Here is an 18835-nt window from a genome sequence, read left to right as displayed (position 1 = left end):
AGCCGACCGGCACGGCCAGGGCGACGCGGCCGAGCTGCCGCGCCGGGCCGCAGCGCGGGTTGCGGCCGTCGGTGCCTGGTGCGGCGGCGCGCAGTGTGTCCGGGCCGCCCCTCCAAGGTCAAGGGCGCTTCGCGTCGCAGGCGACGGCCGCAAGCGGCCGCCCTTGAGCCTCGGAGCCTCTGCGACTCTGGCGGTCAGGGGTCAAGGGGCAGGCCGGATGGCCTGCCCGCAACTTGGCGCACGCCGCCGCACCCTGCCCCGACGCGCGGTGGTTCGGGTGTCGATGTCAAGCTGGCATTGACGTCGAAACCCATCCATTCGTACATGAGGTATCCCAATGGCGCGTTAAAATTGGCTACCAAAAACGGGGGGTTTCAATGGGATCAACAACTAAAACGGCAGCAGAGGCTGAGGGGATCATTCGAGACCGAATTGGTGCCGCTGCTTGGGAAAAGTTCGTGGCGGTTAATGGTGATCTAACCGACTATCCTAACGCGAGTGTCGAGTGGTTAGTTGACCTTCTCAGCGCCGCAATACTCAACGAGCCCGTATGATTAGACAACTCCGTAGTTGAACTAGGCCGTGTGTTGTTGATCTTTGGTTAGGTCGCGGAGCCAGATTTTGATGGTGGCGATGTCGACGGTGGCCAGGTACATGTATGCCCGTTTGCCGTACCGGGTGGCGACAGCGCGGAACTGTTTGAGCTTGGAGATGGCGCGTTCGACGGTGTTGCGCTGCCGGTACCGGTCGGTGTCGAAGCGGGGTGGCCGGCCGCCGCGGGAACCGCGGTTGAGGCGGTTTTTGCGCTGGTCGCGGCGTTCGGGGATGGTCGCGGCGATGCCGCGTCGGCGTAGTCCGGTGCGGATCGCGGCGACCGAGTACGCCTTGTCGGCCAGTAGCCGGGCGGGTCGGGTGCGGGGCCGGCCGCGGCGGCGGGGCATGCGGATGCCGGCCATGACCTGGTCGTAGCCGATGCGGTCGTGGCGTTGGCCGGCGGTCAACGATCGGGAGACGGGCCTGCTGCGCAGGTCGGCGGCCAGGTGCAGCTTGGTCCCGAACCCGCCTCGGGAACGGCCCAGGGCTTCGGGTTCGGCGCTCGGGCCGGTCGCCGTCAGAGTTTTGACTGGTAGGCCGGGGGCTGGTGGCGGGCACCGGCGGCGTGTTGGTGGGCGCGGACCACGGTCGAGTCGATGCCCAGCGTCCACTCGGGGTCGTCGATGTCGGCGTCCAGGCGTAGCCGTTCGGCGATGCGCTGCCAGGTGCCGTCGAGGGCCCAGCGGCGTTTGCGCTGGTAGATGGTCTGCCAGTTCCCGAACCGGGGTGGCAGGTCGCGCCAGGGAACGCCGGTGCGTTCTCGGAACAGGATTCCGGAGATGACGGTGCGGTGGTCGTTCCAGCGGTGACCTCGCGGCGGGTTCTGCGGCAGCAGCGGCTGGAGCAGAACCCACTCGGCGTCGGTGAGTTCAAATCGTGCGCTCATAGCGTCTCGATAAACATCGAGACACATCAAGATCTTCCCCAAGATCTACGACACACGGCCTAGGCCTCGTTCGTCCATATCCGACACGCCGAAGCGCGCATCGTCACTCACCGCCACTATCGATCATGAAACGGCCGTGTCGAGCTCGATGGCGAGGGCGTGCCGGAGACGTTCACGGCCGCGTGCGTGGCGCTAATGTCAGGCGTCGCCGGCGGGCACCGCAGGCACCCATCGTCAAGTCGAACGAAAATGATCTCTGTCGATTAGTCAGCCGTACGGGTAGTATCGTTCTCACACCGTGAAGCTCATCCTGGTCCGGTGCCGAGATGGTTTAGACGCCCCAGAGTTTGGTTCCTGATCACGTTGGCGGCAACCGCACTGGCGGCGCTGATGCTGGCATGGTTCCTGCAGAACGAAGGCCTGGAGCGCGCTGACAAATGGTCGAGCGTCGTCTTCGGCTCGGTCAGCGCCGGGGCGGTGTGTGTTTGCGTGCTGACCTGGCTGTGGCGCCTCGGCAACACCGATCCCGGGAGCGAACGTGAGTCCGTACTGTCGCGCCTGGCTGCTGCGCAGCGAGAGCAGTGGGCAGCCGAGCAGGCCGCCCGCCGCGTCTGCGAGCCGTGGCCCCTGAACGTACGGTGGACAGCGAACGCCCAGACCCAGGCGGTAATGGCCAGCTGGGCGTCGGTCCGGCAATCGGCGGGCGCCGGTCCGGTCGACGTCGATAGCGACTACGCACGGATCGCGAGCGTGTTCGACCGCGACGACATCCCGAAACGGCTGGTGATGCTCGGCGAGCCAGGGTCGGGCAAGTCAATGCTAGCCATTCAGCTGACCCTTCAACTGCTCGCCGTCCGGCGTGCGTGCGAGCCAGTCGCGGTGCTGCTCAGCGCGGCGAGCTGGAATCCGGTGCAGTCTTTGGACGACTGGATCGCCGACCAGTTGATCGCCCAGGACCGTAGCCTGGTCCGGACGACGCCCGGACCGAACGCCGAGCCGCGCAGCCTAGCCCGAGATCTCGTCGCCTGCGGCTTCGTGTTGCCTGTCCTCGATGGGCTAGATGAACTCGACGACCATATGCAGCGGGCCGCTCTCATCGGCTTATCCAGCGCGGCGGCCACTGGCCGCGACTTCGTCGTCACCTGCCGGACCAAGCCATACCAGGCGGCTGTTCAGACGTGCGGCCCGATTCCGGCAGCTGTGGTGGTGGAGTTACAGCCGGTCCCGGCGACCGAGGCCGCCGAGCATCTCGCCGACGGTCCGGGGCCGACCGACCGGCGCTGGTCGGCAGTCCTGGCCCATCTGCGTAACGAGAGCGGGACTCCGCTGACCCAGGCGCTGTCCACCCCGTTGATGATCTGGCTGACCCGCATGGTGTATCGGAACACAGGCCGCGCGCCGGAGGAGCTACTGACCGCGGACTGGGCTGCTAGCCGGGAGGGCATCGAGCAGCACCTGTTGGACCATCTGATCCCGGCCACCTATCCGGGACAGGTCGACAGCACCCGCCGGTGGCTGTCGACGCTCGCGACCCATCTGAGGGAATATCGGTTCCACGATCTGGCGTGGTGGCGGATCAGCGATATCCGCCCGGCCCCTGCCGCCCACGTGATCTCCATCGTCTACGTCATCCTGGCCGCCATGGTTACACCGATTTTGGCAGTATCGGTCTTGGGTGCGTCTGGCTGGGGCGGCTACTTCTCGGGGTACTACGCGTTTGCCATCGGAGCCGGAATCGGCATGACGGTGTCATTCGCGAGGTTGCTGTTCACGGACCGTCACTATCCGCGGCGGCTGACATCGCGGGGAGTGCTGAGATCGTTCGCCGTGGTAGGTGCGGTCCTGTTTTCTGTCCCAATAGTCGGAGGCGTGAGCCCTCTAAAGGCAATCATTTGCGCTATATCCGGCGGTGTGGTCACGGCGCTGGCGAGCAGCGCGGAACCTGCCCCCTCGGCGACGACTCCACCAGCATCGCTGGCGATGGACCGCAACGCGGCACTCGCCTCGGCGGCGACCATCGGCGGGGCCATCGCCGCCATGACGACACCGGCTCTGCTAGTGCCCGAACCGATGTTGTGGGCCGCCAGCGCAGGGATCGTGCTGGCCGCCGGCCTGGCTGCAGTGCTGGTGAGCGCCTGGGGCCAGTTCTGTGTGGCAACCCTCGTTCTCGCCGCGCTCCGCAAACTTCCACTACGACTTTCCCGAAGCCTGGCCGATGCCCAAGAACGCGGCGTTCTCCGCCGCGCTGGCAGCGTCTATCAGTTCCGGCACGCCCTGTTACGTGACCGCCTGGCTCACCCACCGCCCGTAGAGTCCGCCACCGACGATCGTTCAGTGCCGGTCTGATCAGAGCCAGCACCTAAGAATTCTTGTCTATCCCGACCGTGATCAACCGGCTGACGTGCGACATCGCTCCTTGGAGATCCTCACCCGCTTGTCCGCGCTAATGGCAAGGGCCGCACGAACCGCGTCTAAACGCGGCTCGACAACCGACAAGACCAGAGCCAACCCATACCAACCGGTCACCGGATGCCGCGAAGGACTGCCATCGACGTCCATCTCGCAGGTCACTCAGAAGAAAACGCACCCCGCACGTTCGGCCTTACGGTGGGCTTCGCCCCGATCGGCTCCTTCCAGGAGAGCATGCCGGACCCTGAGGTCGGTCAGGTATGCCGGAACGCGAGCGGGTCACCGGCCGTTGTATACGCGTTACTCAAGGTAACTACGAGATCACCAGTCGCGTCTGCGGTGGGAAACGTACATCGCCTCCATCAGGAGAGCCAGACGCCTTTACTCTAGCGACCGATCTCTTCGAGCCAGCTGCGCAACGTTGACAAGAGTCGACAACCTACGCTTACCGAAAGTCACGGTCGCTAGTGCGCTGACCACTAACTTTGACCGGGTTGGCGACTTGCCGGGTCGTATGCCGGGTTCGGAGGCGTGGCGGGCTCATCCTGGATCTACGGGGTGAGTCGAGGTGCGTGATGTCTGTACCTGTCAGAGCCCGCCGGCTGAGTCCGGACGAGGGCCAGTACTTGCTACGGCTGGTCCGGCGGGGCCGCCAAGAATCCATCCGTGTCCGCCGCGGCCTGATGATCCTCGCGTCGTCGTCCGGGACGCCGGTCCCGGCGATCGCCCGGCTCGTCGTCGCCGACGAGGACACCGTCCGCGACGTAATCCACGCGTTCAACCAGCGAAGACTCGCCGCGCTGGACCCTCACTGGGCGGGCGGGGCGCCCCGCCGCATCAGTGACGACGACGTCGCGTTCATCCTGGCCACGGCCCGTACGCGCCCCAAGAAACTCGGCCTGCCGTTCACCCACTTCAGCATTCGCAAACTCGCCGGCCACCTGCAAGGACGCTACGGCCGCCACGACCGGCGACAGGCACCGGCGCGGCAGATCGGCATCCGCCGCGAACGGCTACGGCAGATCCTGGGAAGCCACGACATCACCTTCCAGCGGACCCGGACCTGGAAGGAATCCACCGACCCGGACTACGAGTCCAAACTGGACCGCATCGAAGAGGTCACCACCAAGTTCCTGCCACGGTGTTTCGCGTTCGACCAGTTCGGGCCCCTGTCGATCCGCCCCTGCCACGGGACCTGCTGGGCCGCCCGCAACCACCCCGACCGGCTCCGCGCCACCTACAAACGCACCCACGGAATCCGCTACCTGCATGGCTGCTACGACCTGGCCAACGACAAGCTGTGGGGCATCCTGCGTCGCCGTAAAGGCGGCGATCACACCCTTTCCGCACTCAAGACGATCCGCGCCGCCCGTCCGGACGGGGCACCGATCTACGTGATCCTGGACAACCTGTCGGCGAACAAGACCCCGACCATCCGCAGGTGGGCGGCCCGGCACAAGGTCGAGTTGTGCCTCACCCCGACCAGCACCTCGTGGGCTGATCCGATCGAAGCGCAGTTCGGGCCCCTACGCATGTTCACCATGGCGAACTCGGACTACCCGAACCATGTCGTGCTGGCCCGCGACATGCAGGCGTACCTGCGCTGGCGTAACGCCAACGCCCGGCACCCCGACGTCATCGCCGCCCAACGAAAAGAACGCGCCCGCGTCCGCAGCGAACGCCACCAACGCTGGGGCCGGCCCGCGCCGACCCGCGCCGCTTGAGGTCAGCCCGTCGTATCGAAATGCGCCGAGTCGTAGGGCCGGCAGCCAACCGTGCAGTGGTAACAGCGTTCAGCCACGCCGTCGGCGTTGTACCACTCATGATCGCCGCAGTCGGCCGTCCCTTTGCCCGCAACGCCTCGATCAACGAGGAACCACGGCAGATGTCGGCGAAGCCGCGTCCGCCACCGGTACCGACCACCACCCAGATTGCTCATCAGCACAAGCTACGACGACTTCCCTCCGCCTTACATCCAATATCAACCCGGTAAACGATCAACCCGGTAAACGTTCATGGTCAGCGCACTAGCTTGTCACTAGTCATCAGATATTGGCATTGAGCTGCTGAAACTCGATCAATGACTAGTCAATTTTTGCTACTGATCGTCGACGGTTCGCAGGGGTTTTCGGGGGGTTACCGGGGGGCTCTCTTGCCTTGCCGGGACGTCATCACCGCGTCGGTCGGTGCCGCCGCCGCAACCTGCCGACCGACCGGATGGCTTGCTGACCGAGTCGAAGGCGCGCGGCGCCGCGCCCTACAACATAACAGCGCGGTCCAGCAGCGGATCCCTCTGCTCCCGGCTCGTGCCCGGTCTATCACCTACGGACGTATTTCGGCAGATACACCGCCCACCGCGAGTTATCACAACGACCGATGTGAAGGCTCACCCTCGCCGGCACCACGACGGGATCACTCACTTCCTCGAAGCCACCGCCGCGTGATCGGTCAACATGGCGTCCACCTCAGATGCAAGCACCCGGCGAACCCAAGCGATGCGGGCTTCGTCGGCGGCCAGGCGAAGAAGCCGGGCGCGACCAACTCCCCGCGCCGCCATCCATCGATTGAGATCGCTCGGCTCGATCAGCTCACGTTCGGCCCGGAATCTGAGGACCGCGTCGTAAAGGCCAGCGTCGTCGATCTCGTATTGAAGGCGACGCGCCTCGTCGAGGGCAAGGACCCGGACGAGGGCGGCGTCGCGGTCCCGTTCATCTGGTTGGCGGGCTGCCGCGGTCGACCCGGCAGCATTGCCCGCGCGGGCCGACCGGATCAGATCCTCGAACAGGGCGGTCCGTTCCAGGTGGAAGGCCGGCGCGTCCGGCCACAGCTCACGATCGGCGTCGAACTTGATCCGGCGGAGCATCGCGATGGCGTCGTCCCGTTTGCGGCTCGTCCGGTGGGGCCTCCACCATTGCTCGAACGCCGCCAGTTCCTCGTCGTCGCATCGACCCCGCGCGGCCCGGATCATGCCGGGATAGGTTCGGTCGGGATACCACAGAACCTTTGCGGCATCCACCAGTGCCGCATGGGTTTTGGCACCGATCACGCCGGACCGCTCGGCCAGGGCGACCGTCGTTCGGATGTCCACCATCGCCACTGTCGCGGGCCGGAAGTCCTCCTCGGCCTCCAGGTGCACCAGCGCGACCTCGTCGTCGTCGCTGAGCAGCCCGTCGCGGTAGGCCTTGAAAATCTCGCCGATTCCGACCATTCCGAAGGTCCACAGTTCGGCTGCGCGCAGGGCCCCCATGCTCGCGCTGCCGTACACGGCGACGCCTTCGGAGATTGCCCACAGGATCTCCTTGTGCCAAACACTCGGGACCTGCCGGAAGTAGCCGTCAATCAGGCCGATGGCGGTGGCTCCGCGGCGTACTGCCTGATATATGTCGCCCTGCGCGGCGGGTGGCAGGTAGGTCGCGTCGAGTTCGGTTCGCGCCTCAGCCGCGGTGAGGGTGGGGCCCAAGAAAACGACGATCATCGGGGACCTGCCTTGGCGTTGCGGGCACGCGGGCCCGGTACGTACGCGGGATCGTCATCCGGGCCTTCCAGTCCTGGAACCACGACGCGTACGACCGGGATGCCGAATTCCGGGCGCGTCAGGTCGACGCCGATCACCTGCCGGATGCCTACGCTCTCGAGTCGTCGGAGGATCAGTGCGAGGTCCTCGTTGAAGGTCGGCAGTTCGGGTAGATCCGGCACAGCGCGGAAAGACCGCCACGGCCGGATCTCGGAGGTCGGCGCATCTGGGCCGAGAACGTAATCGGAGCGGGAAAGGTCGTCTCGCGAGCCGGTGATCAGCGTCAGGCGGGATTGGAGCGCCTCGGTGAGCGCTCGCGAGAGCGCTACTCCACGGTTGAGGTGACAGCCGAGGCCGGTGAACACGCCCCTGCCCTGAGGGTCAAACTGGTGTTCTCTGACCTCACAGAGGAATGAAGGGATGCCCGTGTCGGACGTCGTGTCAAACACAGCTACCTGGACTCCGGCGGTGGCACACGCGTTAAGAACAGAGCGGCTGACCGGGTGATCGATTGTGGCGGGATCAACCGCTGTCCGTATGCGATGCTCCTCGCCGCGCGCTCCCCAAACCGCCGTGGCGTCGCGCTCCACGACTTCGAGAAGCGCGTGCACGAGCGCCTCGAGGAGGTGGTTGCCGGATGCCAGCCCGTTCGAGGTCGCCGCGAAACAGCCGCTTCCGGCCGGTGGCGGTACCACCGCACTGATATGTACGACCTCGAACGGAACCCAACGGACGGTGCTGGTGAGGATGTCGTATCCCTCGACCCAGAGCAGTGGAAGATGCGGGTGGAAGCGGCTGTCGGTGACGCGCGGCAAGCCCGCGACTTCGACCACTTCCCGGGTCGGGCCCAGTTCGGCTTGGCTCGCCAGTAGCAGCGGAAGCATGACCCGTTCGGCGTGGTGCAGTTCGATCGACTCGAGCACGCCGGAGGCGGTCGCTGAGTCCAGGTCGATGCCCTTGCCTTGCGAGACGGTCAGCGATCGGGAATTGGGGCGGCAGACCGTGACGACGGGTACGCCGATGCGGTCCAGGCCGGTGACGTCGGCGATCCGGGTGATTCCCATCGCGGCCAGGTGCGGGCGGACCCATTCCAGTGTCTGTGCCGGCGGGCAGGTCCGGTGGGTTCCGTCCCAGAAACGCTTGCGGACCGGCGTCGACAGCATGTCATTCCAGGCTGCCTCGTCACCGGCGAGCAACGGCGTGGGCCACGATCGGCGCGGTCGTCCCTCGGTCGGCCCGGCCGGCACCGGCCGGACGATCTCAGCTGCCAACGCCGACCGCCTCGGCGGCCGCCACGACCTCAGCCTGCATCTGCTCGATGGTCGACAACAGTTCGGGCACGATGCCGCAACGGTACGGGGCGACCTGCGCCAGCACATCGCCGGCGAGGAATCCGCGTGCCGCCTGAGCCATCCGATGCCGTACGCGCTGCGCGTCGAAGGCGGTGTGGCTCGTCGACCGAGCCCAGAGGTTCAGCAGGCCGTACCAGACGAAACAAGCTTGGAGATAGGCACGCAGCGGAAGCGGGTGGCCGGTCCACGGCGACCTGGTGCGGTACTGCGGTCCGTAGAGCTCGGCATTGATGACCCAGGGCTCAAGCCGTTCATTCATGTACATATAGGAGTGAATTGCCTCATGCACGAGACCTTCCGCGAGCAGTACGCTGTCCACGGTCTCGAGCACGGGGTTGCCAAAGACGGATCGTCCGATGTACTGCGCGGACGAACCGGTCGAGAATGAGGTCGGCGCCTCCGGGTCGGGCTGAAGAATCAGCACCTTGGTGAACGCGACAACGAACTCGAGGATATCGGGAGCGCTCGTCGCGAGAGCGTCGCGAACGTCCGTGAGCTGTGCAAGAAGCCGGTCGATCTCAGCCGGCTGGTGGGAAGTCCGCGCCTGAACGACCTCATCCGTGACGCCTTCGAGGTCGATAGCCAGCGCATGCGGGCTTCCTATATCGAGGGGCGGCAGACCCGGCAGAGCCGGTCCGGCCACGAACTGGCCGGTGGCGTCGCGCCAGCCGTCACCCAGCACCGACCATGCCGTTTTCCCTCCGGATACGGTGCCGGGGGCTGGTGCGGCCCGCTCGCGACTGAGCTCTACCTCGACGGCGTCGGCGAGGAAGTCGACGGTCCCGTCAGGTTCGTGGCGTGCTGGCCACAGGAGCCGATAGCTGACCTGCGGCGCTGTGAGCACGCGCAGCCACGCCCGGCTGGACAGTGCCGAAAGGCCTTCGCCCAGCGCCTGGGCGCGTGGGTGACTGCGGGCGGCGGCGAGCATCGTGCCGAGCCGGTCGCCGAGGAGAACCGCGTATTCCCGATGGACCCGTGCGGCCTCAATACTGCCTGATCCCCATTGCAGGACCGCGGGCATCGCGGCAATGCCCTCGGTCCGATAGCCGGTACCGACCGGCAGGTCCAGTGGAGCGGCGACTGTCATCGGGCGGGTCCTCTCGTGGATGCCGCCAGCTCGGTCAGAGCCTGCCGCCGGAGCGTTGTCTCCTGGTGACCGACGCCGAGCCGGTTGCGGATGTGGGTGAACGTCTTGAGCAGGTCGGGGCACCACGCGGACGGGTTGTCGAAGCCGCGTCCCGCCGCGTACCGGTGCGGGATGTAGCCACCCGCGCAGGTCTTCTGTTCGGGACAGGCGCGGCAGCCGGACGGCAGCGGCGGCCCCTCGAACACGAAGGTGCGGTGCATCGGACTCGCTGCCGCCACGTCCGAGAAGTCGTCGGTGAGCACGTTGCGCCCGGTCGCCGCCAGGCCGGGTCCGCAGACCCGCAGGACGTCGAGCCCTTCGATCGACCCGTCCGGCTCGACGAAGAGGTATCCGAGGGGGTTGTTGCCGATGAAGTCGACTTCGCACGGACCGCCGAGGATCGCGCGGGAGATGGCCACAAACGGGCCCAGACGGAGGTCCATGGTGCCGGAACTCCACCAGTCGTCGAAGATCGGGATCAGGAAGTCGGCGCCGGGGGTGGGCCCAAACCTGGCGCGCACGGCCGGGATGCTGTCGTGGGTGTGGTCCGGCAACAGGAACTCGATCTGGCAGGCGCCGAGACCGGCGAGGTGGCGGTACGTCCGCACGGGGTCGACGCCGAACTGGGCGACGCTCAGAACCGACACCGGCAGCCCCGCCGCGGTGAGGCACTCGATCCCGCTCCGGACGGCGGCGTACGAGCCTCGCCCGGAATGGTCGACTCGGAACGCGTCATGGATCTCCGGCGGGCCGTCCACGCTGACGCCGACCACGACCCGATGCCGGAGGAACGTCTCGGTCCAGTCGTCGTCGACAAGCATGCCGTTGGTCTGAACGGTGAACTTGACCTCGACAAGGTCCTCGAGGCCGTCGCGCAGCATGCGACACCAGCGGTCGAAGCGCCGCACTCCGACGAGCATCGGCTCACCGCCGTGGAACACCAGGCGCAGGGTCGGCTGCTCCGAGCGTTCGCAGTGACTTCGCAAGCGTTCGGCAGTGGCCCGGACCACCGCGTCGGACATCACAGCGGGCTGGTCACGCCAGGACTGATCGGCCTTGTTGTAGACGTAGCAGTAGCCGCAGTTCAGATTGCAGCGCGCCGCCACTTTGAGGGTGACGTGCAGGGGGCCGACGGCGGTCACCGGGCGGCCGCCGCGGCGCTCAAGCCGGCGAACTCTTCGGCCACCCGCTCCTGGATGGCCTCGAGCAGCGCGGCGACGTCCGGGCGCACGGCACTCATGAAGGGCCGCAGCGGCTCGAGGGCGGACCGCCTCATGAACGGGCCTCCCGCCCGGATGATCCGCCGCCGGGCGGTGGTGGCGTCAAACGCCCCGGAGACCATCGCGCGGGTCCAGAAGCACAGCAGGCCGTACCAGACCAGGCACGCGTGAACGTAGGTCGGCACGTCGAGCTCGCGACCGGTCCAGGCGGACGCGGCTCGGGAAACGCCGTCGTACAGCCGGGGCTCGACGATCCACCGGACGCCGGCCGGTGTGGCCCGGGTCAACAGGACGTCCGCCGAGTCCATGACGGTGTGGATGGCCTCGTGCACCACCGCCTCGGCCAGGTCCTCCACCGTGACCTCCGGGTCGTGCGGGTTCCAGAGAATCGACCGGCCGACATAGCGTTCCGGCGAACTCGACCCGAAGGACCCGCCCATGCCGCCTCCGGCTCGCAGGACCAGGGTGGAGGTGAACTCGCGGGTAAAGGCCCAGATCTCGTCACCGCAGTCACGCATGCGCCGGCGCACCTCAAGCAGTTGCCCGGCCACGTGGCGAAGGGCGTCGGCGGGCACAAGGCTGTCGTCGTCCCCAGCGAGGACCGCGGTCGGCCGCCGCCGTTGCGGATCGCCGAGCACGATAGGCGGAAAGTCGTTCAGCGCCAGCGTGGCCGCGTCGTTCGCGCCGCCGACCATCACGTCACCCCGCGCCGTCCACGTCGGCCGGGTCAGTTCATGCTCGCGGCCGTCGCGAGCGTGTTCGGCCTCGACCGCCAGGCGCAGGAACCGGGCCAGTTCGTCCGCATCGTACAGTTCGGGCCACAGCACCCGATGGATCGTCTCGGGCACGGTGATCAGCCGAAGCAGGCCGTCGCTCGGCAGAGCCGCGAGCCGGACCCGCAACGATGCGCCCCGTGCCGAATCTCGGCCAATGACGGCGGCGACGCGACGGCCCAGGGCGTCGGCGGCCAGCGACGTGAACCGGCGGCGAATCTCCATAAGTCCCGGGCCGGGCACGAAGGCCAGGATATCGGGCAGCGCCGCGATGACGCCGTCCGCCGCCGGCTCATTCGGCATGTTCGACCACCGACGCCATAGTGGTCTCGAAGAAGCGGAGGCCCGCGTCGGTAAGGGCGCCGCGCGCGCCGGCCAGCATGCCCATCGCGTCGTCCCGTAACGGCCGCACCGCGTCCAGCTCCGCCAGGGCGTTTTCCCGGCCCGGTGCGACCTCGGCCCAGTCGCGATAGAAGGCGGCCATGAACGCCAGGGCGTGGAACGCCAGGAAGATCCCTCGTAACGGTCTCAGATCCGGTCGCAGCGGCGACTCGTACCGCCGGGTGTGCGCTGGATCGATGAGTGGTCCGGCGCTCTCGGCGAGGCAGAACCACAGGTGCGCCGATTCGTGTACCAGCGTTTCCAGCGATTGCGTGAGCGGCCCGTCGATGTCGGTGAAGATCAGGCCGGGAATACCGGCCGAGGAGCCCGAGCGGAACCTGTTGCACGGCCGGCCGTGCAGCGGAACCGCGACCTTGGTAACCGCGCTCAGCCAAGCCGCGCAGTCGGGGTGCAGTTCCGCGAGTGCCCGCGTGGCGCGCAGGAAGCCGATGATGTCGTGGTGCAGGACGGCCTGTTCCGAGAAGGGCAGCGGCTGGTGGTGGGCCCAGCTCCACTCCCCGTAGGCGACCGTGTCCGGCGGCAGCGGCAGACCGACGGTTTCGATCCATACATCGAGCGCGACAGGGACGGCTGGGACCGATTGCGCCGTCCGAACCCGTCGTCCGAGCGGCACCAACTCGTAGCGGCCGGCCTCTACCTGCTGACCGCCGTCAGGGGCCCAGGCCCAAGCCGGACGGGGAATGGTCACTGCGCCCAGGTCCGCCCCGTCCGGTTGATGCCCGGCGGCCCACAGAGCCAGCCGCAGATCGCGGTCCGGTCTCCGCTCGCCGAGGGTGACCGCCGTCGCGACCGGGTGGTAGAGCCACTCCTGGCGCTGCCGGGCGGCGTCGATAAGACATGCGCGCACCGCCCCGTCGAAGCCGAGGGAGGGATCAGGCTCCCACCCCGTCAGGAGCCGCTCGATCTCGCCGAACCAGCCGTCGGCCGACACCCGCCACGCCCACGGGCCGGGCGCGGTGCCGGTGATCGGTGGGCTGAGCGCGGCGCGCATTCACTTGCCCTTGCTGATGTCGCGCAGCGTCGTGAGCCGCTCGGCGAACTTGCTGAACGCCTCGTCGTCCAGGGAGTCCACCTTCTCGAGCATGGCGCGCTCGGACGGATTGGTGACCCTTTCACGCAGCGTGTCGCCGGTCTTCGAACGGCTGAAGAAGAAGCCCTTCGACCGGGAGAAGGACATCGCCTCGCCACCCGGCTCGCCCGCGGCGGCGCGGGCGAGCTCCGTCTCAAGAGTGCGTTTGAGCGCGTCCTCGACCGACTTTCGGGCATCGGGAGCCAGGTCTTCCAGGCGAGAGAGGTTAAACTCGGACATGCTCGTCTCCTCAGAGGCTCGAATTTGCGAACACGCTTTGGACTCATGACCGCTTCACCGGAGCATGAACTCTTAAGGCAGACGATAAGATCATTTGTCTCCTTTGCTGGTTAAATTTGGAAGTTCCGTCAGTGTGTAACCCGTCGAGGGGAAGGACAGGACAGGCACGCCATCACGACGACCGATGAACTGCGGCCCGATGTCGTCGATCGCTCACGCCACCGGCTCCACCGCCTCGTCGATGAGTTCTGCGGTCCGGGCCCGGACCGGCGCGACCGGCCACGGGCCGTTGGTCACGAAAATGATTCAGCGCCTGCTCGTACACGGCCCCGCCGCCCCCGCAGAGCCGGGCGGTCATCGGCTGGATCGACTTAAAGCTCCTTACACGATCTTCTGAATCGATGCTGATCAGCGCTGCGAGGTGAAGATCAGTCTCGTTCCGTCGGTCGTGAGCAAGCCGTGGACTATCAATGACGAGTTGTGGAAGTTGATCGAGCCGGTCCTGCCGCCGTGGCCAGAGAAGGCACCGGGCAGAAGCCGCTGCCGGACCGGCTGTGTCTGCAGGGCATCCTGTTAGTGCTGTACACCGGTATCGGCTGGCAGGATCTGCCGCAGGCACTTGGGTTCGGTTCGGGCATGACCTGCTGGCGGCGGCTGGAACGCTGGACCGAGGCGAGAGTATTCGACCAGGTCCATCAGATCCTGCTGGCCGGGTTGAACGCGGCGAACCGGATCGATTGGTCACGGGCGGCGATGGACGGTGGTCACATCGACGCTAAAAGAGGGCGCCGGGACCGGTCCGTCGCCGGTCAACCGCGGCAAGCCCGGCTCGAAGCACCACCTGCTCTGCGACGGTAACGGCACGCCGATCTATGTGCTGACCAGCGGCGCGAACGTGCCCGACATCAGCCGCGCTCTTGACCTGCTCGACGGCTACCCGCGATCGCCGGCCGGCCGGGCCGCCCACGGCGCCGCTTCGACGTCCCGCTGGCCGACAAGGGATACAGCAGCGCAGCCTTCCGGCAGGCCAGCCGCTAACGCGCCGAACCGATCGCCCCCAAGCCCAAGACCCCCGGCATCAAAGGCCTGGCAAGTTGCGTTACGTCGTCGAGCAGACCTTCGCCCTGCTGCACCAGTTCCGCCGGCTCGCCGTGCGGTGGGAACGACGCCTCGACATCCACGACAGCTTCGTCAGCCTCACCTGCGTCCTGATCTGCTGGCGCAGATTGATCGACTGGACCCAGCCGAGATCGGGTTAGGAGCTTTAAATACCTGTTCGAGAGAGTGATGTCGAACGATGACAAGAGTCGACAACCTACGCTTACCGAAAGTCACGGCCCAGACCTTGTCATCGGTTGCCTAAATTTATTGTTGACCTGCACAGACGCGATCATGGGCCTATCAACACTTGTCACTCACGGTGGGCCTTTGGCAGAAGTTTTCGGGGGGTAAACGGGGGGGGTACCGTTGACCGTTGCCGGATCACCACCAGTCTCCAAGATGGACTCCCGATCATGCGTCATGGCGCAATGTGGTGAGCATGGTCAGTCATAACCGGGCGGCCAGGATTCCGGCCTCAACTACTCGACGCCGGCGTCGGCTCGCCGAGCGATCTTCATGGCCTGGCTGAGATGGCCGTTGACCACGTCGAACGGCAACCCGGACAGCCGCCTGATCGACGCGCCGAGGCTCATAGATTCGCCGCGCAGCTCGCTGGGGCTGCGGTCGGCCCATGGCAGGTCGTCGAGATACATCTGCCCGACCATCTCCTGTGTCCAACTGCTCGCCGCACGAGTCGCATAATTCCAGCGAGTCAGAGGCCAGCACCGAGGTGCACAGTAGTCTGTTGGGGTGTTGGCTGAGGAAGCGCCAAAGGTCACCGATTGGATGCAGGGCGTCGGAAACGTCGCCACTCTACTGGTGTCTGTCCTGGCGCTGTGGTTCACTGCCCTGCTCTACCTACACGAGGTTCGAACTCGCCGAGAGGAAAAGGCCGACGCCGACGCCGCCCATGCGCGCCTCGTCTTCGGCCGAGTGGTGGAAATCCGCGCACCGACCCAGATGCTTACCAGCATGCAGTGCGAGGTGGTCAACCACGGCGAGATGCCGATCTTCCAGGTCACAATCGAGGTCACAACGTCGTCCGGGGCTACCGTGCGGGACGCCCAGGAGAGCGACGGGCTGATCGGCACGCAGGTCCGGGAACTCATCGCTGATCAGCCCATCCCGGTCGCCGCCGCGACCACCATCCGGGACTTGTCCCTCACTGTCGCCTTCACAGACGCAGCGGGACTCCGGTGGCGCCGCACCGGCCGGGACACGCCGGTGCGTGTGCTTTCCGGTAGCTCGTCCGGCCCGGACTGCCGACCCTGGCTCGCGTTGACCGCGGTGACGCTCGGCGTACTGGGCATCGCGCTTACTCTCATCTCCCTGTTCAATTGATTCGGCCTGGAGGAGACCCATGCGGTACCAGGAGATCGTGGCCCGGCTCGACGGTTTTGACACACCGATATTCGACCGCACAATGACGCCTTCTGACCAGGACAGGAACACGGTCCGCGGGCTGATCGCCTTCTTGGAGGACCGCAGGGCGCTCTACGAGAACCCAGACCGGGAGGTCACCGACCGGCTAATCGGGTCGATCGCGCAGATCCGCCAACGCCTCAGCGACACGCTAGCGACCGGCGAGCTGCCGGAAACCATCTCCGAACTTTTGAAGCCCATCCGGGCCGCCTGCCGGGACTTTCTCAGTGCGGCCGAGATAGGCGACGCCGAGGCCAAAGCGCTGATCATTCCGTCCGGCCCGAACGAGGTAAGGGTGCTGAAACCCAAGGCATACTTCAAACTCAAGAGTCTGCGCGACACGGCCGGGCACAACATCGGTCTGCTCGCGGTCCGCTACGGCATCAACGTGGAAGACCAGGTAGCCGACCTAATCCCCGCCTCGTACGCCTAGCCGGTCACGTACTCAGCCATCTCCACGGCCAGTTCGAGGGGCACCCTAGTCACTGGGTCGTGCCGCTCAGCCCGCCTCAGTATAGCGGCACGCAGCGAGTCCGTGCCGAAGCGCCGAGCGGCCAGGGCGCCGATAGCGACGATGTCGATGTCGCCCACGTCGACCGGCGAGGCGGCGTTAAACCACAGGTGCTCGTTCGCCATGGCCGAGTTGATCGCGGTCGCGTACGAAGCCGCCATCGACTCCAGATGCCCCGCGATGACCTCGAGCCCCGTGTCTTCACCGGACATCAGATGCATCGCGATATCCCAATAGATCCGCAACGGCATCCCGAGGGCTCCGATCGGGACCACCCCGAGGCGGTGCGCCGATCTCTCGGCGAACCCCTGGATTTGCACAGACTCCGCGTCGCCGGCCAGCGCCAGTAGCAGATACGCCTGCTGCTGGGGATGCAGCAGCGGGGACGCGATTTCCGCGTCGGCCCACTCAGCCTCAGCTCCTTCGTTCCTCGACGGCGGCCGCCGCTCGCGGTCGAAGTGAGTATCGTCTCGACGTCCGATGAGCGCTTGGATCAACTGGTCTCGTCGTAGCGATCGTATTTGCTGCCGCAGTTCGCCCGGCCGTAGAGCGGCAAGCACATAGGTGCCGAAACCATGACCCAGCTGATCCCAGATCTGGGCCGACTCGACCAGCAGCTCCACGGCGCGCCCGAGGTCCAGGACCATCGCCCACTGGCCGGCGGATCGCAGCGCCGATGCCGTTTCGAGCGCGGCGGCCTGCGAATCGGAATTGGCCTCCTCTCGCCGACGTACAAGATTGGCGTAGGACTCGTAGAAGTCCGTCATCGTGATGATGCGCTCGGCGGAAAGCTGGAGTGCGTTGAGGTGCGCCTCGGACATCTCAGATCAGCTCGCGAACGTTGCTCAGCGTGTCGGGCTTGGTGAAGGCAGGGTTCGAATGAACCCAGTCGAGGCGAAATTCCTTAGCCGCCCGATACCAAATCCATTTCTCGCATTGCTGGATGTGGTTGACCGGAATCACCACCTTAGCGGTCACCTCTCCCTCGTTCTGAAATGCAAAATAGCGCCGATAGGTGTTTAGATCGCGTACTTCCTCGGCGACGCCCTCCACCTCGACCGCGGCACGGGGCCCGACGATCACCCAGCATCGGTAGAGATAACCGATATTCTCCGCCCCGAAGCGGGTGCCGTAGAGCAATGCGGTCTCCAGCGCCGAATGCGACTCGTTCGTCCTCGCCGCAACGTCCCTCGAGACCGTTCCGCAGGCGATCGAGATAAACGGCGAAACTTCCGAGAACCGCCGCCCCGCGGCCGCGGGATCCGGGGAATTGAAGTGGTTGACGTGCATGTCGAGATTAGCTGGGGTCAACTTCTTTGGTTTGTCTGCCTGAGAGATCGTTCCCGCGTCGTACCACCAGTTAGATATAATCCCAACGTGCGAGTCGATGATCCGCTTCGCCGAAGCGTCATCCGGAAGCCACAGGCCCTTGATCCCCCACTGCACAAGCATGATACGAATACTATGTATGGCCGCGGTGAAAGTCATCCAGTGGCGTGCCCAGGCGTTCGTGACGCATGGGGCTGGGCAGCCGCTGAGACTTCACGTCGACCTAGGCTTGTGGTAGCCCAGCCGCCGGTCGGTCCCTTCGTTCGGGCTTGCCGGTCTGTACGGCCGGACGCCTGCCCCCGGCCGGGTCACGTCGGAACTTTATGCCCTCTGCGAAAGCTGCCAGCCTGCTGAAGCAGCGATGCCCGCCGGTCCGTCACGCTCAACCACTGGCTAACGATGACAGGAGTCGACAACCTACGCATTACGAGTGCGTAGGACGAGGAACTACGTGTCGTCGCTCCAGGAGACGGCGCTGATTCGCCAGCCGGCGGGCGTACGCAGGAATTGGAAGATCTTGGTGCCCTCGCCGGTGAACGGGGCGCCGTTGAGGGTGCCGGCCTTGGCGTAGCGGCAGGAATGCTGGGCGATGTCGCCGAAGACGTCGGTTCGGCCGGAGACCTCCCATTCGCGGAAGTCGGTCAACTCGCCGCTGGACAGCAGGGTTCGACGCGGGGCGAGGAAGGACTCGACGTCGTATGTCGCGGGTTCGGTGCCGGCCCGGATGATCAGGGCCTGCGGCAGTAACGCGCGATGGATCTGGTCGAAACGGGCGGCGGAGTCCGGGCCGGACACGAAAGTGGCGAAGAAGGTCGTCACCAGGTCGGCGATGGCGGTGCGATCAGCGGCGGTCACCTCGGCACGATAGCGTTGGATATATTGCCGGG

The 18835-nt window shown here is 66.1% G+C and carries 16 protein-coding genes and 1 pseudogene; 5 read left to right on the top strand and 12 right to left on the bottom strand.

Annotated elements, in window-relative coordinates; translation table 11 throughout:
* Positions 1-575 precede the first annotated feature (575 nt).
* Positions 576-1480, bottom strand: a protein-coding gene (locus tag BLU81_RS03545) for an IS5 family transposase (protein WP_373873297.1) whose coding sequence is annotated in 2 segments (ribosomal slippage) — positions 576-1115 and positions 1118-1480 — 903 coding nt in all. Because the reading frame shifts where the segments join, the coding sequence is not laid out codon by codon here.
* Positions 1481-1843: 363 nt separating this feature from the next.
* On the opposite strand from BLU81_RS03545, the gene BLU81_RS03540 reads away from it, so the two are divergent.
* Together BLU81_RS03540 and BLU81_RS03535 are read left to right on the top strand one after the other, a co-directional pair.
* On the top strand, positions 1844-3826 hold the full coding sequence (locus BLU81_RS03540) for an NACHT domain-containing protein (protein WP_157751172.1): 1983 nt from the start codon (positions 1844-1846) through the stop codon (positions 3824-3826).
* 638 nt (positions 3827-4464) lie between these two features.
* Positions 4465-5613, top strand: a complete 1149-nt coding sequence (locus BLU81_RS03535) for an IS630 family transposase (RefSeq protein ID WP_092541541.1) — start codon at positions 4465-4467, stop codon at positions 5611-5613.
* Between the two features lie 692 nt (positions 5614-6305).
* Here BLU81_RS03535 and BLU81_RS03530 read toward each other — a convergent pair.
* The 7 genes from BLU81_RS03530 to BLU81_RS03500 are packed head-to-tail and all read right to left on the bottom strand — an operon-like array spanning position 6306 to position 13585.
* On the bottom strand, positions 6306-7349 hold the full coding sequence (locus BLU81_RS03530; protein WP_197686112.1) for a TfuA-like protein: 1044 nt from the start codon (positions 7347-7349) through the stop codon (positions 6306-6308).
* A gap of 11 nt (positions 7350-7360) precedes the next feature.
* Positions 7361-8674, bottom strand: coding sequence for a YcaO-like family protein (locus tag BLU81_RS03525; RefSeq protein WP_197686111.1), 1314 nt, complete (start codon positions 8672-8674; stop codon positions 7361-7363).
* Complete coding sequence (locus tag BLU81_RS03520) at positions 8664-9842, bottom strand: aKG-HExxH-type peptide beta-hydroxylase (protein ID WP_092541537.1); 1179 nt, start codon at positions 9840-9842, stop codon at positions 8664-8666. Before BLU81_RS03520 ends, BLU81_RS03525 begins: the two co-directional genes overlap by 11 nt.
* Positions 9839-11023, bottom strand: a complete 1185-nt coding sequence (locus BLU81_RS03515; RefSeq protein WP_092541535.1) for a radical SAM protein — start codon at positions 11021-11023, stop codon at positions 9839-9841. The genes BLU81_RS03520 and BLU81_RS03515 overlap by 4 nt, the downstream gene beginning before the upstream one ends.
* On the bottom strand, positions 11020-12177 hold the full coding sequence (locus tag BLU81_RS03510) for a hypothetical protein (RefSeq protein WP_092541533.1): 1158 nt from the start codon (positions 12175-12177) through the stop codon (positions 11020-11022). Before BLU81_RS03510 ends, BLU81_RS03515 begins: the two co-directional genes overlap by 4 nt.
* Entirely contained in the window at positions 12167-13267 is a 1101-nt protein-coding gene (locus BLU81_RS03505; protein WP_092541531.1) for an aKG-HExxH-type peptide beta-hydroxylase, read from the bottom strand. Before BLU81_RS03505 ends, BLU81_RS03510 begins: the two co-directional genes overlap by 11 nt.
* Entirely contained in the window at positions 13268-13585 is a 318-nt protein-coding gene (locus tag BLU81_RS03500; RefSeq protein ID WP_092541529.1) for a hypothetical protein, read from the bottom strand. It lies immediately after the preceding gene.
* A gap of 448 nt (positions 13586-14033) precedes the next feature.
* Between BLU81_RS03500 and BLU81_RS03495 the strand changes: the two are divergent.
* Positions 14034-14844, top strand: a pseudogene (locus BLU81_RS03495) (IS5 family transposase).
* A 321-nt stretch (positions 14845-15165) separates the two neighbouring features.
* Here the strand turns inward: BLU81_RS03495 and BLU81_RS03490 are convergent.
* The gene (locus BLU81_RS03490) at positions 15166-15339 is read right to left on the bottom strand and encodes a hypothetical protein (RefSeq protein ID WP_157751170.1); all 174 of its coding nucleotides are present in this window, start codon (positions 15337-15339) and stop codon (positions 15166-15168) included.
* A 97-nt stretch (positions 15340-15436) separates the two neighbouring features.
* Between BLU81_RS03490 and BLU81_RS03485 the strand changes: the two genes are divergently transcribed.
* Both BLU81_RS03485 and BLU81_RS03480 read left to right on the top strand, forming a co-directional pair.
* A complete protein-coding gene (locus BLU81_RS03485; protein WP_157751168.1) occupies positions 15437-16027 on the top strand; it encodes a hypothetical protein in 591 nt (196 codons plus the stop codon).
* Positions 16028-16046: 19 nt separating this feature from the next.
* On the top strand, positions 16047-16541 hold the full coding sequence (locus BLU81_RS03480; protein WP_092541523.1) for a DUF6650 family protein: 495 nt from the start codon (positions 16047-16049) through the stop codon (positions 16539-16541).
* Here the strand turns inward: BLU81_RS03480 and BLU81_RS03475 are convergent.
* The 3 genes from BLU81_RS03475 to BLU81_RS03465 form a co-directional block, all read right to left on the bottom strand.
* On the bottom strand, positions 16538-17440 hold the full coding sequence (locus BLU81_RS03475; RefSeq protein WP_092541521.1) for a hypothetical protein: 903 nt from the start codon (positions 17438-17440) through the stop codon (positions 16538-16540). The two genes, BLU81_RS03480 and BLU81_RS03475, sit on opposite strands and share 4 nt — an antisense overlap.
* Before the next feature lies 1 nt (position 17441).
* Complete coding sequence (locus BLU81_RS03470) at positions 17442-18071, bottom strand: hypothetical protein (RefSeq protein WP_092541519.1); 630 nt, start codon at positions 18069-18071, stop codon at positions 17442-17444.
* 324 nt (positions 18072-18395) lie between these two features.
* Positions 18396-18803: a DUF4440 domain-containing protein gene (locus BLU81_RS03465; RefSeq protein WP_092556551.1), complete on the bottom strand. Its 408-nt coding sequence runs from the start codon at positions 18801-18803 to the stop codon at positions 18396-18398.
* Positions 18804-18835: the final 32 nt, after the last annotated feature.

Source organism: Actinoplanes derwentensis, from assembly GCF_900104725.1.
GTDB lineage: Bacteria > Actinomycetota > Actinomycetes > Mycobacteriales > Micromonosporaceae > Actinoplanes > Actinoplanes derwentensis.
The sequence above is the reverse complement of the archived record's forward strand: the minus strand, read 5'-3'. Positions and strand labels throughout refer to the sequence as shown.

Bases quoted from the DNA above. Each gene is read 5' to 3' on its own strand.
- BLU81_RS03520 (WP_092541537.1), bottom strand. From the start codon at position 9,842: ATGACAGTCGCCGCTCCACTGGACCTGCCGGTCGGTACCGGCTATCGG.
- BLU81_RS03510 (WP_092541533.1), bottom strand. From the start codon at position 12,177: ATGCCGAATGAGCCGGCGGCGGACGGCGTCATCGCGGCGCTGCCCGAT.
- BLU81_RS03470 (WP_092541519.1), bottom strand. From the start codon at position 18,071: ATGCTTGTGCAGTGGGGGATCAAGGGCCTGTGGCTTCCGGATGACGCT.
- BLU81_RS03535 (WP_092541541.1), top strand. From the start codon at position 4,465: ATGTCTGTACCTGTCAGAGCCCGCCGGCTGAGTCCGGACGAGGGCCAG.
- BLU81_RS03505 (WP_092541531.1), bottom strand. From the start codon at position 13,267: ATGCGCGCCGCGCTCAGCCCACCGATCACCGGCACCGCGCCCGGCCCG.
- BLU81_RS03480 (WP_092541523.1), top strand. From the start codon at position 16,047: ATGCGGTACCAGGAGATCGTGGCCCGGCTCGACGGTTTTGACACACCG.
- BLU81_RS03475 (WP_092541521.1), bottom strand. From the start codon at position 17,440: ATGTCCGAGGCGCACCTCAACGCACTCCAGCTTTCCGCCGAGCGCATC.
- BLU81_RS03500 (WP_092541529.1), bottom strand. From the start codon at position 13,585: ATGTCCGAGTTTAACCTCTCTCGCCTGGAAGACCTGGCTCCCGATGCC.
- BLU81_RS03490 (WP_157751170.1), bottom strand. From the start codon at position 15,339: ATGTATCTCGACGACCTGCCATGGGCCGACCGCAGCCCCAGCGAGCTG.